The following is a 12,589-nucleotide window of genomic DNA, read 5'->3' as shown; positions in this document are numbered from 1 at the left end:
TGACGCCGACGAGGCGGCGCGGCTGCTCTCGGCCCATATCACGGGCAGCCGCGACCGGCTGGTGACGTCGCTGCATGACGACCGGCGCGGCCTGCGGGCCAGGGGCTTCGCCGTCGTTGCCGCTTGATTGGCCCGTGCAGGCATTTTGGGCCTCGCTTCGCACACGTCGATGGCGTAAGAGCGGCGATGGAAAACAACCGTTTTGAAATACCGGTGACCGTCAAGTCGGCCACGGCTGGGCCCAATCAGCTCTTGCGCTCGGCCCGCGAGGCTTCGGATTACCTGCTCAACAGCTGGCCCGGAAAGCGCACGCCAAAGCACCGCGAAGCGCTGCAGGCCTGTCACGATGCCTTGGCGGGCGACAAGCCCGCTATGGGCGCGCGGCGCGCTTTCATTGCCGCAGCCCGCGAAGTGAACGTCTTCGTCAGCGACAAGGCGCCGGGCTAGCGCACCGAACCCGTACCGGACTGGCTGCCGGGCTCTATTCGGTCGCCTCCGCTCCAACGTCGGTTTTGTCCTCGGGTCTCGAACGCTCCTTGGCTGCGGCCTTTGCCGCCAGCTTCTCGGCCTTCTTGGCAGCCTTTTGCCGATCGCGCTCCTTGCGTTCCTGACCGTAATTCGGTGCTCGGGCCATATCGCTTCCTTTCATTTTGTGCGTCCTTGCTAGGAGCATTGGCCGCCAAACACAACAGCTATAAGGCGCGGCTGGCTTGCCTGGGCATCGCGGCCGGGGCTTGCAAGATGTGCGGCGCAATGCTGTAGGAGGTGCGGGGAACAACACCGCACTACTGAAACGACGGACGCATGGCCTCGCCCTTACGCACCGCAGCGCGGGTATTTTATTTCGTACGCAACATCACGCGCGATGTGGTGCCGCAGGCTCTCTTTCGCCAGCGCCTGGCCGGCCGCTTGCAGCAGGCGAAGCTCTCCAGCAAAACGGTCCGCGACCGGGTCAATTACTACAACAAGCTCGACCATAGCTTCGTGCCGAGCCCGGCTGCCATCCCGGCCGGTCGAATACCCAAATTCGGGAGCATGTACTATTACGACCTGAAGGAGTTCGCCCGCTACTTCGATCGCGACCTGCTCATCGATCTCGAGTTCGGCGATGTCGTCGACGTGCCGGCGATGCCGGCAATCGTCAAGGATCGGCCGATCCGCGACGGCAACGGCAACGCCGTGATCATGAAGCTCGACAAGTTCCGCCATTTCAACATGCCAAGGGACAATCTGTCCTTCGCCGACAAGCGCCCAATGGCGGTCTGGCGCGGCGATTTCAACAATCCGATCCGCAAGCGGTTCGTCGATGCCGTGCGCGACCTGCCGCTTTGCGATGTGGGCTCGCCCAAGCCGAGCGCGCCGGAGAACTACCGCAAGCCGTATCTCACGATCCCGCAGCAGCGGCAGTTCCGCTACATAGTCTCGCTCGAAGGCAACGACGTGGCGACGAACCTGAAATGGATCATGAGCTCGAATTCGCTCTGCCTGATGCCGCCTCCGACTTACGAGACCTGGTTCGCCGAAGCTGAACTCGAGGCCAATGTGCACTACGCGCCGCTGGCGCCGGATTTTTCGGACGTCGCCGACAAGATCGCCTATTTCGAAAAGCATCCGGCGGAAGCTCAACGCATCGTAACGGCAGCCAACGCTTATTGCCGCCGGTTCAGCAACGAAAAGGACGAGCGGGCGGTCTCGCTGCTCGTCCTCTACAAATATTTCGTGCTGAGCGGCCAGATCGAACCCGACCCGGAAGTCTGGCGGTTTATATCGGGCTGATCCCGCGCCTTTTCGGGCGCGGGACACTTTCGCAAAGCTTTCAGATGTCGCTGCGGTCGAGCACCAGATCGGCCGGGCCGAAGCGGTCCTTGGCGGTGAACTGCTGGTGCCAGTATGGGTAAAGCACCGGCGGCCTGCTGACGGCGTCGAGGCGCAGGCGTTCGTCCAGGGACAACGTCAGGCTTGCCGCGGCAAGATTGTCTTTGAGCTGGGTTTCGTTGCGGGCGCCGATCACCAGCGAGGAAACGGCCGGGCGGCCGAGCAGCCACGCAAGCGCCACTTGCGCCGCCGAAACGCCCCGCGCCTTGCCGATCTCGACCAGCACGTCGACGATCCGCCACAGCCTGTCCTCGTCGCGGATTGGTGGTTCGGACCAGCCGCCGAGCTGGCGCGCGGTCGGGCTGTCGCTGCGGTATTTGCCGGAAAGCAGGCCGCCGGCCAGCGGGCTCCACACCAGCACGCCAAGGCCCTGATCGACCGCGATCGGCAGCAGCTCGTACTCCGCCTCGCGCGCTTCCAGCGTGTAGTGGATCTGCTGCGTGACGAAGCGCGGCTGCTGGTGGCTGTCGCTGATAGAGAGCGCCTTCATCACCTGCCAGCCCGAATAGTTGGAGCAGCCGACATAGCGGACCTTGCCCTGGCCGACCAAAGTCTCGAGCGCGGCGATCGTCTCCTCCAGCGGCGTGACGCCATCCCATTCGTGTAGGAAATAGATGTCGATGACATCGGTCTTCAGCCGCTTCAGGCTCCTCTCGCATTCGCGGATCAGATGATGGCGCGACAGGCCTTCGTCGTTGGGGCCGTTGCCGATCCGCATGCGCACCTTGGAGGCGATCAGCACATCGTTCTTGCGCTTGCCGCCGAGTGCTTCGCCGACGATCTCCTCGGAAATGCCGTTCGAATAGACGTTGGCGGTGTCGATGAGGTTGATGCCGGCGTCGATGCAGGTGTCGATGATGCGCCTGGCCTCCGAAAGATCGGAATTGCCGACAGCGGCGAACGGGCCCGCGCCGCCGAAGGTCATCGTGCCAAGGGTCAATGTCGAAACCTTCAGGCCGGAACGGCCAAGGGTGCGGTATTCCATGTCTGGTCCTCGCGATTTTGTTTTGAAGAGGCGCGCCGTGGCGTGCGCCGGAAAGAAGCGGGGGCATTTGTAGGACAATTCGAGCGGCTTGTCGCCTCGCCATCGATACGGACCGATCACATATCGGCTATCCCCGGTTGCCGGTGTGCGCTTGCAATAAAACCGTCATTGCGGGCCTGTATCTCAGTCGGCTTACGGAGTTGCGTTTCCGGCCAATGGCTGGAAGGCATCCGAGGCGATGGTGGCCGACAGGCAGGAGCTGCGCAATGAACGAACTCAAAACGAATTCCGGAGCCAAGGATTGGCTGGAGGCCGAGCTCGAGGACACGCTCGACGAGGATTATGAGCTGGAGATTTCCGAGCCTGCGCTGTCGCTCGAGATCGCCAGGATCTACAAGAACGCGCATCCGCCTTCCATCGAGCGCCTGACCTACTTCCGCGAACTGTTGCGGTTGCAGTCCGAACTGATCAAGCTGCAGTCCTGGGTCGCCTACCACAAGAAGAAGCTGGTCGTGGTCTTCGAAGGCCGCGACTCCGCTGGCAAGGGCGGCGTCATCAAGCGCATCACGCAGCGGCTCAATCCGCGCATCTGCCGAGTGGTGGCGCTGCCGGCGCCGACGGAGCGCGAGAAGTCGCAATGGTATTTCCAGCGTTATGTCCCGCACCTGCCAGCCGGCGGCGAGATCGTGCTGTTCGACCGCTCCTGGTACAACCGCTCCGGCGTCGAGCGTGTGATGGGCTTTGCCAATCCCGAGCAGGTGGAAGAATTCTTCCGCGACGTGCCGGAATTCGAGCGCATGCTGGTGCGTTCGGGCATCACGCTGGTGAAGTACTGGTTCTCCATCACCGACGAGGAGCAGCAGATGCGCTTTTTAATGCGCATCCACGACCCAATGAAGCAGTGGAAGCTGTCGCCCATGGACCTGCAGTCGCGGGTGCGCTGGGAGCAGTACACCAAGGCCAAGGAAGAGACCTTTGCCCGCACCAACATCAAGGAAGCGCCCTGGTTCATCGTCGAGGGCAACGACAAGAAGCGGGCGCGGCTGAACTGCATCGACCACCTGTTGCAGCAGATGCCCTATGAGGAGGTGCCGCACGAGGAGATCACGCTGCCGGAACGCGTCTTCAATCCCGAATACGAGCGCCAGGTGCTGCCGCGTGAGCTTTACGTGCCGGAGAAGTACTGAGAGCACTTCTCCTCTCCCCTTGCGGGAGAAGGTGGATCGGCGCGCAGCGCCGAGACGGATGAGGGTTATCGCCAATCTGGAACACCCCTCATCCGTCGCCTTCGGTGACACCTTCTTCCACAAGGGGAGAAGGGGAGCCCCTTATGCCCTTTCGATCATCACATGCGTGGCATCCGCCGTCGCGACCTGGCTGGTGCAACGGTAGCAGAGCTTCAGCATGTCGAGGCCGGCGAAAAGATGCTCGCCGGAGCCGAGCAGGATCGGCGAGATCGCGAGATGCATCTCGTCGATCAGCTTCTTCTGGAGATATTGCCGGATGGTCGAAACGCCGCCGCCGACGCGCACGTCCTTGCCGCCGGCCGCGGCCCTTGCCTGTTCGAGCGCTGAATGGATGCCGTCGGTGACGAAGTAAAACGTCGTGCCGCCCTCCATGACGATCGGCGTCCGCCTGTGGTGGGTGAGCACGAAGACCGGCACGTGATAGGGCGGGTTGTCGCCCCACCAGCCCTTCCAGTTCTCGTCGGGCCAATCGCCGCGGATCGGCCCGAACATGTTGCGGCCGAGGATCCAGGCGCCGACATTCTCGAAGCTGCGCACGGTGAAGCTGTCATCGATGTCGGTGGTGCCGCCGTCCTTGCCGACCACCATCTCGCGAAAGGTGCGGGTGCCGATCATCCATTTATGCAGGTTCTCACCGCCGACGCCGAGCGGGTTTTCGAGAGTTTGATCGGGACCGGCGCCGTAGCCGTCGAGCGACAGGGTGAAAGCATTGACACGCAGCTTGGACATCGTTGCCTCCTAAGCCAGTTGTAATTTGCAAGCAGTTATGGAGTAGCTTAACTGATTGCGGAATGCAAGCAGTATCTCCGGCGAGCAAAATCAACTCACCCGAGCGGACGTCCGGGCGACGCAGCGAGAATTAAAAGCGGCAGAGGAGGGAGCCTAGCCCCTCAGCAACTCCGCCACGGTCGGCGCGAAATAGGTGAGGATGCCGTCGCAACCGGCGCGCTTGAGCGCGAGAAGCGATTCCAGCATCGCCTTTTCGCCGTCGATCCAGCCATTGGCGCTGGCGGCCTTGATCATCGAATATTCGCCCGAAACCTGGTAGGCGAAGGTCGGCATCTGGAATTCGTCCTTCAGCCGGCGGATGATGTCGAGATAGGGGAGCCCCGGCTTCACCATCAGCATGTCGGCGCCTTCGGCCAGATCCTGCTCGGCCTCGCGCACGGCCTCGTCGGAATTGGCGTGGTCGATATAGTAGGTCTTCTTGTCGCCCTTGAGCAGGCCTGCGGTGCCAACGGCCTCGCGATAGGGGCCGTAGAAGGCGGAGGCGAATTTCGTCGCATAGGACATGATCGCCACGTCCTGGAAACCGTTGGCATCGAGCGCGTCGCGGATCGCGCCGATGCGGCCGTCCATCATGTCGGACGGCGCAATGATGTCCGCGCCCGCCGCCGCCTGGATGACGGCTGCGGCTGTGACCTGCTCGACGGTCTCGTCATTGACGATGATGCCGTCGCGCAAAATGCCGTCATGGCCGTGGCTGGTGAACGGATCGAGCGCGGCGTCGGTGATGATGCCGATCTCCGGCACCGCGTCCTTGATGGCGCGCGTGGCGCGGTTGATGATGTTTTCCGGATCGAGGATGTGTGAACCGGTCTGGTCGCGCAGCGAAAGCTCGATATTGGGGAAAGTGGCGATCGCCGGGATGCCGAGCCTGGCGGCGCGCTCCGCTTCCTTGACCGCGAGGTCGACGGACAGGCGATAGACGTCAGGCATGGCGGCAATCGGCTCGCGCACTTGTCTGCCGTCGACGACGAAGATCGGCCAGATCAGGTCGTTCACCGAGAGCCGGTTTTCCTGCACCAGCCGGCGCGACCAGTCGGCCTTGCGCATGCGGCGCAGCCGCCGGCTGCCGGTGATTTCGTCGATGCTGCGCGCGCCGGCCGGCTTTGCGGGTGTGAATTTGTTCATCGCCAAAACTCTCTTTCGACCGGGCTTTTTACCACGCACGTCCGCCGCTGACCAATGCGACACGATTGTGCCAGGAACTGAACCGCAAGTTCCTCTCCCGCGCCACAGGCGGGGGAGAGGTGGCCGCGAAGCGGCCGGAGAGGGGCCTTCGTAGGGCGCTCCCCCTCTCCGTCTCGGCTTCGCCGAGCCACCTCTCCCTCACTCTCGTGGGGGCGAGGAACCTTCGCGTTACGGCTGCCCATTGCCCGACAAAATCTGCGCTGCGCCCCTCACAGCCACGCGAAAAGCCTCGTCGAAGCTGACGCCGCGCACTTGCCACTGATATGTCTTGCCGCGATCGGCCAGCCGCCAGTCGGCGATCCAACCGAGTTCCTTGTCGCTCCACACGATGCTGCCGGCGAGCGCCCGGGCCGCTCCCGCCTTTTTCGCGAGTTGGTCGAGCCTTGCCATATCCGTCGCGGAGAGCGCCTTCTCATCTAACCCGGCAAGCTGCCTGGCCTTTGGAAAGGTAACGCGCATCAAGAGCGGACCGGTAGCGTTGGCGAAGGATTCGCGCATCGTTGCGCCGCGATCCTCGTCGGCCGTCAGCGCGAAATGTCTCGCGCCCTGTTCAGTCGTGAGGAAGACGGCGATCAACGGCCGCTCGCCGTGCCAGGGCTTGCTGCCGAGCTGCGCCAGGAGTTTATCGACCACGGCTGGCTTGTAGAGGCAGGTGAGGTCGTGCGGCCGGTCATGCGTGCCTTGCTCGTCATGGATAGGAATGCCTTCCAGCCGGTCGTGATAGCGGAAGGATTGGACGAAGTCGGCCGCCTTGTTGCGCAGCGCCAGCATTTCCGGCTTCTGCGTCAGCCGCTGATCGCCGGAAACCTTGACCAGCACCTTGTCCAGGCAATCCTTGAAGCCGATCTCGCGGTTCGGTTCGTCGGTGCCGGTGACGATGGTCTGCGCCTGGTAGAGTTCGGAGGCTGGCGCGGCGACGGCCGGCGGAACTCCCAGGCAAAGGAGACCTGCCAATCCAGCCACGAGACGAGAAAATCCAGCCATGTCGATTTGCTCGAAATCTGTCGGGCCGCGTGGGCGCAACACTTTGCCGGTTACCTAACACCGGACGCGGCTGGCCGCCAGCGCGGCGATGCCGCCATTGACGCATCCCTATGCCGCCTTTAGCACTTCAATCCCCCTGGGAGGGCGGAGAGAAGGATTCTCTGGTGATGGATTTTGGCGGAGGCGACGAGATTCGCTTCGAGCGTTTGGGCAAGGCGGGCGTCGTCACGCTGACGCGGCCGCAAGCGCTCAATGCCGTCACCCACCGCATGGTGAAGGCGCTCGGCACGGCGCTCGACGCCTGGGAGGGCGATGCCGGCGTGAGCGTCGTCGTCGTCAAGGCCGAGGGCAGGGCGTTTTCCGCCGGCGGCGATATCCTGCACATTTACGAGGCCGGCCGCGCCGGCAAGCCGCCGGTCGACTTCTTCGCCGACGAGTACCGCCTCAACGCCCGCATCGCGCGCTTCAGGAAACCCTATGTCGCGTTGATCGATGGCATCGTTATGGGCGGCGGCGTCGGCATCTCCTTCCACGGCTCGCATCGCGTGCTGACCGAGAACGCCCAGTTCGCCATGCCGGAAGTCGGTATCGGCTTCTTTCCCGATGTCGGCGCCAGCCATTTGCTACCCGATCTCGGCGGCAGCTTCGGCATGTATCTGGCGCTGACGGGAAATCGCATCCGCCATGGCGATGCGCTGTGGTCCGGGCTTGCCACGCACACCATCAAGGCCGAGGACCAGGCCGGCCTGCTCGACGAGCTGGCGCTATCGGGAGATCCGGGTGAGGAGTTGCGCGGCTTCTTCACGCCTGCCAAGCGCGAGACGGAGCGGCAGGATCTGGAATCGATCGCCCGGCATTTTTCGAAAACCTCTCTCGCCGGCGTCATCGCCAGCCTCGAGGAGGCTGCCGCTGCCGACACCTTCGCCGCAAAGACCCTGGCGACGATCAGGATGCGATCGCCGACCAGCGTCAACGTCGCCTGGCGCGAGATCAGCGCCGGACTGACGCTGTCGATGGACGAGTGCATGAAGATGGAGTTCCGCATCCTCAACCGCATGCTGGCCGGCCATGACTTCTACGAAGGCATCCGCGCCGCCATCATCGACAAGGGTTCGAGGCCCGAGTGGCGGCCGGCAAGCATCGATGCGGTCGAAGCAGCCGACGTCGATGCCTATTTCGCGCCGCTCGGGGCTGGGGAGCTCGATCTGTGAGCGAGCTCACCTCCAGGCGCGTGGTGCTGCAGCCCTCGACCACCGAGGTCATCTTCGCCTGGTTCCAGCGCCTGATTGCCGGCTATTGCCTGCTCTTCGGCATTCTCTACTGGATCCGGCTGATCGGCATCTATCCCGGCGAGCTCTGGCGCTTCGACCTGATGCCGGTGCACTGGCAGGTGGCGGCGGCCACGCTCGCAGTCTTCTTTCCCTTCGCCGCCGCGGGCCTCTGGATGCTCGCCTCTTGGGGGCCGGTCATCTGGTTCATCTGCGCGGCGACCGAGACCGTCATGTATGCCGGCTTTCCCGATCTCTTCGGCCACCGGCTGCTGATCGTCGTTTCGCATGCCTGCGTGGCGCTGCTCTATATCATCTTCCGCGTGACGATCTGGCTGCAGAAGCGCCAGCTTCGGCAATAGGTTGCCGGACGGCCCCGGGACCCTAAATTCGGGTCAGCGATTTGCCCAAAAACCATTGGCTAAATCTTTAGGTTAATTGTTCTTGCTCGCGTGACCGTTCGTTAAGCCTCTTTCGAAACCACTTACCGGTAAGCTCTTGTTAGCCCTGGCGTTTAAGTCGAATTTTATGAGTATTCGATAGTGTCGCGATCAAGGTGAAGAACAAAAAATCACCGGGCGACAAACGAGAGGCAAAGACAATGATCAATTCGCGTCCGGCGGCGAAGACCGCCAACGTTTCCGACGATCGCCGCGAGGCGATCCGTTCGCTGTACATGGAATCGCTGCAGCTGGTGGAGCGTCTGCATCGCCGTCTGCTTGACGTGATCAAGGACGAGTTCGACCGCAACGGCCGCTCCGACATCAACGCCATCCAGGCGCTGCTGCTCTTCAACATCGGCAATTCGGAGTTGACCGCCGGCGAGCTGCGCTCGCGTGGTTATTATCTCGGCTCGAACGTCTCCTATAATCTGAAGAAGCTGGTCGACCTCGGCTTCATCAACCACCAGCGCTCGCGCATCGACCGCCGCTCGGTCCGCGTCTCGCTGACGCCGAAGGGCAACGAGGTAGCCGACGTCGTCGCCGGCCTCTACGAGCGCCATGTCGGTTCGATCGAACAGGTCGGCGGCATCAATACCGACGAGTTCAAGCAGATGAACCGCGCGCTGCAGCGCCTGGATCGCTTCTGGAACGACACCATCGCTTACCGGATGTAAGCGCATTCGAAATCTGAGACATCGAAGCCGCGCCGAAGAAGCGCGGCCGGGGCAAGCAATCCGGGACCGGTGCAGAAAAGCATCGGTCCCTTTTCATTCATCGCGCCGTTGGAGGCAAATCGCGGGCCAAGGCCACGTTGCCGCCATAATCCCAGTGAAAGCGAGGATGCGGGTGATGCCGCGGGCGAGGGCCGTGCGCTTACTCGAGCCCACATCGCCACAGCGTGTTTCACGCCCCATGTGATGCAGGTCATGGTTGGCTAATTGTTAAGATTGCCGATCCTAGAGTGCGGGCAACCCGCCAGTAGAGCGAACTGAGCGAGATTAGATACAGCTAGAATGTCTGGAACGTCCATGAGAACCAGCCGCCGTTTCTTCCTTTCCGGAGCCTCCGCGCTCGCCGCCGCCATGGTCGCCGGCCACGCCAGCGCGCAGGACGTGATCGGCGATATCCTGAAATCCTCGGCCCGCGGCAATTGGGACGATCAGTTCGATGCCCGCGCCAGCGAGGGCGGCAAGGTTGCCTCCACGCTACCGATCTTCAGCCTGCAGACCGTCGCCTTCACCGAGCAGGCGGTGGCGCAGTACCAGAACATCGTCGGTCAGGGCGGCTGGGAGCAGGTGCCGGCGACCAAGAAATTGCAGCTCGGCGTCGACGATCCTGATGTCGTGCCGCTTCGCAAGCGGCTGATGATTTCGGGCGACCTGTCGCAGAGCGCCGGCATTTCGACGGCCTTCGATTCCTATGTCGACTCGGCTGTCAAGCGCTTCCAGCTTCGCCACGGCCTGCCGGCCGATGGCGCCATGGGCAAATACACCTATGCGGCCATGAACGTCCAGGCTCCGATTCGGCTCGGCCAGTTGCAGACCAATCTGCAGCGCCTGAAGGAAAAGGCTGGCACGCTGGGCAGCCGCTACGTGCTGGTCGATATTCCGGCGGCGCAGGTGGAAGCGGTCGAGAACGACCGCGTCGTGCTTCGCCACACCGCGATCGTCGGCAAGATCGACCGCCAGACGCCGATCGTGAATTCCAAGATCAACGAGATCATCGTCAATCCGTACTGGAACGCGCCGGTCTCGATCGTGCGCAAGGACATCATTCCGCTGATGCGGAAGGATCCCAACTACCTCAAGGACAGCCACATCCGCCTGTTCGCGCCGGACGGCAGCGAGGTCGATCCGATGTCGATCGACTGGTCGACGGACGATGCCGCGAAATACCGCTTCCGCCAGGATCCGGGCGGCAACAACGCCATGGCTTCGGTCAAGATCAACTTCCCAAGCCCAGATGGTGTCTACATGCACGACACGCCGCAGCAGAGCCTGTTCGGCAAGCTGATGCGCTTCGACTCTTCCGGCTGCGTGCGTGTCCAGAACGTGCGCGATCTCGTCACCTGGATCCTGCGCGACACGCCCGGCTGGGACCGCCAGCATTTCGAGGCGACGATCAAGACCGGCGAGAACACGCCGGTCGAGGTCGTCAATCCGGTGCCGGTCCATTTCCTCTATCTGTCGGCGTGGTCGACCGGACCCGGCGTCGTGCAGTTCCGCGACGACATCTACGGCCTCGACGGCAACAGCGAGCTGCAGATTACCTCTGCGCTGTAAGCGGCTGATATAAAATATGAAAAAGGCTGCTCATATGAGCGGCCTTTTTTGTTTGGATCAGTCGCTGGTTGACCGGCGCCACCGCCTGCGCCGGGCATTGTCGACATGGAAGCGTGCTGTCGCTTCCGCGATGCCCAGGGTCCCCGAGATCTCCCGTCGCCCCTCAGCGGCTGGACGCGACGCCGGCAATTGCGCATGGTCGGCCTCAGAGCCGGAATCGCATCATGGAAGTCGCCGTCTTCATTCTCGTCGTGCTCGCTTTCGTGGCGCTGTCCGGCGCGCTGGTGCGACTGGTGCGGATGCCGCTACCCATGCTGCAGATTGCGATCGGCGCCGCTCTTGCCTGGCCGGCGCGGGGCCTGCATGTCGAGATCGATCCGGAACTCTTCCTCCTGGTATTCATCCCGCCGCTTCTGTTCGGCGACGCCTTCGCGGCGCCGAAACGTGAGCTGACCGAGCTGCGCGGGCCGATCCTCGATCTCGCGATCGGACTGGTCTTCTTCACCATCGTCGGCTTCGGCTACGCCTTGCACTGGCTGGTGCCGAGCATCCCGTTGGTGGTGGCCTTCGCTTTGGCCGCCGTGCTGTCGCCGACCGATGCGGTCGCCGTGTCCTCGATCGTCGACCGCAATGTCGTTCCGGCGCGGCTGATGCACATACTGGAAGGCGAATCCCTGCTCAACGACGCCTCCGGCCTGGTCATGTTCCGCTTTGCCGTCGCGGCGGCGCCGACCGGCAGCTTCTCCTTCGTCGCCGCCTCGCTGAGTTTTCTCTATGCTGTGGCGACCGGCATCCTCGCCGGCATCGCAGCGCTGTTCATCGCCGCCAAGGCGCTGCAGGTGCTTGGCCGCATCGGCGGCACGCCGGCGGAGGCGCAGGTGCTGGTCATGATCCTGCTGCCCTTCGTCGCCTATCTCATCGCCGAACATGTCGGCGCCTCCGGCATCCTGGCCGCGGTCACCGCCGGCCTGCTCACCGGGACCTCGGGCATTTTCCGTCATCTGGCGGTCTCGGCGCGCATCCAGGCGATGTCGCTGTGGTCGACGCTGACCTTCATCTTCAATGGCGCTCTCTTCATCCTGCTTGGCCTCCAGTTCCCCGACATCATCCGCAAGGTCCCGCCGGAGCTCACCAGCCGGCACTGGCTGTTCGAGCCGGCGCTGACCATTTTGCTTTTGACCCTATGCCTGATCGGCCTGCGCTTTCTCTGGATCTGGATCGGCGACATGGCTGCGGGGATCGCGGCGCGGTTGGGCAAGCGCAAGGCCGAACCCTTCGGTTTTCGTGTCAGGCTTGCCGGGTCGGTGGCCGGTGTTCGCGGGGCGATCACGCTGGCCGGCATTCTGTCGCTGCCGCTGGCGCTGCAGGACGGCTCGCCCTTTCCGGCGCGAGACGTGGTGATCTTCCTCGCCGCCGGCGTCATCATCTGCTCGTTGGTCATCGCCAGCCTCGCCTTGCCGAGGATCGCACGCGGGCTGGTCGAGCCGGGCGAGGATCCGGGCGCGGCCGAGGAGCGACGGGCGCGTGTCGG

13 protein-coding genes and 1 pseudogene are annotated in these 12,589 nt (G+C 63.2%); 9 read left to right on the top strand and 5 right to left on the bottom strand.

All coding sequences use genetic code 11. From position 1 onward, the window contains the following. Positions 1-127: pseudogene (locus DH10_RS37390) on the top strand (GntR family transcriptional regulator); the annotation flags it as partial. Between the two features lie 59 nt (positions 128-186). Then, complete coding sequence (locus tag DH10_RS31265; protein WP_192256991.1) at positions 187-447, top strand: DUF982 domain-containing protein; 261 nt, start codon at positions 187-189, stop codon at positions 445-447. 34 nt (positions 448-481) lie between these two features. Here DH10_RS31265 and DH10_RS31260 read toward each other — a convergent pair whose 3' ends face one another. Beyond that, positions 482-634 carry a hypothetical protein gene (locus DH10_RS31260; protein ID WP_192256989.1) on the bottom strand — a complete coding sequence of 51 codons (153 nt, stop codon included), beginning with the start codon at positions 632-634 and terminating at the stop codon, positions 482-484. Positions 635-804: 170 nt separating this feature from the next. On the opposite strand from DH10_RS31260, the gene DH10_RS31255 reads away from it, so the two are divergent. Continuing rightward, positions 805-1,776 (top strand): glycosyl transferase family 90, encoded by a 972-nt coding sequence (locus DH10_RS31255; protein WP_192256987.1) that lies wholly within the window; start codon positions 805-807, stop codon positions 1,774-1,776. Between the two features lie 40 nt (positions 1,777-1,816). On the opposite strand, the gene DH10_RS31250 is transcribed toward DH10_RS31255, so the two are convergent. Then, positions 1,817-2,860, bottom strand: coding sequence for an aldo/keto reductase (locus tag DH10_RS31250; RefSeq protein WP_192256985.1), 1,044 nt, complete (start codon positions 2,858-2,860; stop codon positions 1,817-1,819). A gap of 266 nt (positions 2,861-3,126) precedes the next feature. Here DH10_RS31250 and ppk2 point away from each other — a divergent pair, with 266 nt between their 5' ends. Then, positions 3,127-4,047: a polyphosphate kinase 2 gene (gene ppk2 / locus DH10_RS31245; protein ID WP_192256983.1), complete on the top strand. Its 921-nt coding sequence runs from the start codon at positions 3,127-3,129 to the stop codon at positions 4,045-4,047. Between the two features lie 141 nt (positions 4,048-4,188). Here the strand turns inward: ppk2 and DH10_RS31240 are convergent, their stop codons facing one another. The 3 genes from DH10_RS31240 to DH10_RS31230 form a co-directional block, all read right to left on the bottom strand. Further along, the gene (locus tag DH10_RS31240; RefSeq protein WP_192256981.1) at positions 4,189-4,836 is read right to left on the bottom strand and encodes a dihydrofolate reductase family protein; all 648 of its coding nucleotides are present in this window, start codon (positions 4,834-4,836) and stop codon (positions 4,189-4,191) included. 153 nt (positions 4,837-4,989) lie between these two features. Next, a complete protein-coding gene (gene hemB, locus DH10_RS31235; protein WP_192256979.1) occupies positions 4,990-6,021 on the bottom strand; it encodes a porphobilinogen synthase in 1,032 nt (343 codons plus the stop codon). A gap of 228 nt (positions 6,022-6,249) precedes the next feature. Next, positions 6,250-7,065 (bottom strand): DUF2066 domain-containing protein, encoded by an 816-nt coding sequence (locus tag DH10_RS31230; RefSeq protein WP_192256977.1) that lies wholly within the window; start codon positions 7,063-7,065, stop codon positions 6,250-6,252. A gap of 167 nt (positions 7,066-7,232) precedes the next feature. On the opposite strand from DH10_RS31230, the gene DH10_RS31225 reads away from it, so the two are divergent. From DH10_RS31225 to DH10_RS31205, 5 genes are all read left to right on the top strand, one after another. Further along, complete coding sequence (locus DH10_RS31225; protein ID WP_192256975.1) at positions 7,233-8,276, top strand: enoyl-CoA hydratase/isomerase family protein; 1,044 nt, start codon at positions 7,233-7,235, stop codon at positions 8,274-8,276. After that, on the top strand, positions 8,273-8,695 hold the full coding sequence (locus DH10_RS31220; protein ID WP_192256973.1) for a DUF6163 family protein: 423 nt from the start codon (positions 8,273-8,275) through the stop codon (positions 8,693-8,695). The genes DH10_RS31225 and DH10_RS31220 overlap by 4 nt, the downstream gene beginning before the upstream one ends. A gap of 239 nt (positions 8,696-8,934) precedes the next feature. Beyond that, complete coding sequence (ldtR, locus tag DH10_RS31215; RefSeq protein WP_013896002.1) at positions 8,935-9,450, top strand: transcriptional regulator LdtR; 516 nt, start codon at positions 8,935-8,937, stop codon at positions 9,448-9,450. Between the two features lie 354 nt (positions 9,451-9,804). Further along, positions 9,805-11,058, top strand: coding sequence for a L,D-transpeptidase family protein (locus tag DH10_RS31210; protein ID WP_192256971.1), 1,254 nt, complete (start codon positions 9,805-9,807; stop codon positions 11,056-11,058). A 224-nt stretch (positions 11,059-11,282) separates the two neighbouring features. Further along, positions 11,283-12,589 (top strand): Na+/H+ antiporter (locus tag DH10_RS31205; RefSeq protein WP_192385701.1); only part of this gene is annotated, 1,307 nt, incomplete at its 3' end.

Origin of the sequence: Mesorhizobium silamurunense, assembly GCF_014843825.1 — a bacterium.
GTDB lineage: Bacteria > Pseudomonadota > Alphaproteobacteria > Rhizobiales > Rhizobiaceae > Mesorhizobium > Mesorhizobium silamurunense.
The sequence above is the reverse complement of the archived record's forward strand: the minus strand, read 5'-3'. Positions and strand labels throughout refer to the sequence as shown.

Excerpts from the sequence above, each read along its gene's own strand:
- DH10_RS31210 (WP_192256971.1), top strand. The coding sequence starts at position 9,805 with ATGAGAACCAGCCGCCGTTTCTTCCTTTCCGGAGCCTCCGCGCTCGCC.
- hemB (WP_192256979.1), bottom strand. The coding sequence starts at position 6,021 with ATGAACAAATTCACACCCGCAAAGCCGGCCGGCGCGCGCAGCATCGAC.
- DH10_RS31225 (WP_192256975.1), top strand. The coding sequence starts at position 7,233 with ATGGATTTTGGCGGAGGCGACGAGATTCGCTTCGAGCGTTTGGGCAAG.
- DH10_RS31230 (WP_192256977.1), bottom strand. The coding sequence starts at position 7,065 with ATGGCTGGATTTTCTCGTCTCGTGGCTGGATTGGCAGGTCTCCTTTGC.
- ppk2 (WP_192256983.1), top strand. The coding sequence starts at position 3,127 with ATGAACGAACTCAAAACGAATTCCGGAGCCAAGGATTGGCTGGAGGCC.
- DH10_RS31260 (WP_192256989.1), bottom strand. The coding sequence starts at position 634 with ATGGCCCGAGCACCGAATTACGGTCAGGAACGCAAGGAGCGCGATCGG.
- ldtR (WP_013896002.1), top strand. The coding sequence starts at position 8,935 with ATGATCAATTCGCGTCCGGCGGCGAAGACCGCCAACGTTTCCGACGAT.
- DH10_RS31250 (WP_192256985.1), bottom strand. The coding sequence starts at position 2,860 with ATGGAATACCGCACCCTTGGCCGTTCCGGCCTGAAGGTTTCGACATTG.
- DH10_RS31255 (WP_192256987.1), top strand. The coding sequence starts at position 805 with ATGGCCTCGCCCTTACGCACCGCAGCGCGGGTATTTTATTTCGTACGC.
- DH10_RS31240 (WP_192256981.1), bottom strand. The coding sequence starts at position 4,836 with ATGTCCAAGCTGCGTGTCAATGCTTTCACCCTGTCGCTCGACGGCTAC.
- DH10_RS31265 (WP_192256991.1), top strand. The coding sequence starts at position 187 with ATGGAAAACAACCGTTTTGAAATACCGGTGACCGTCAAGTCGGCCACG.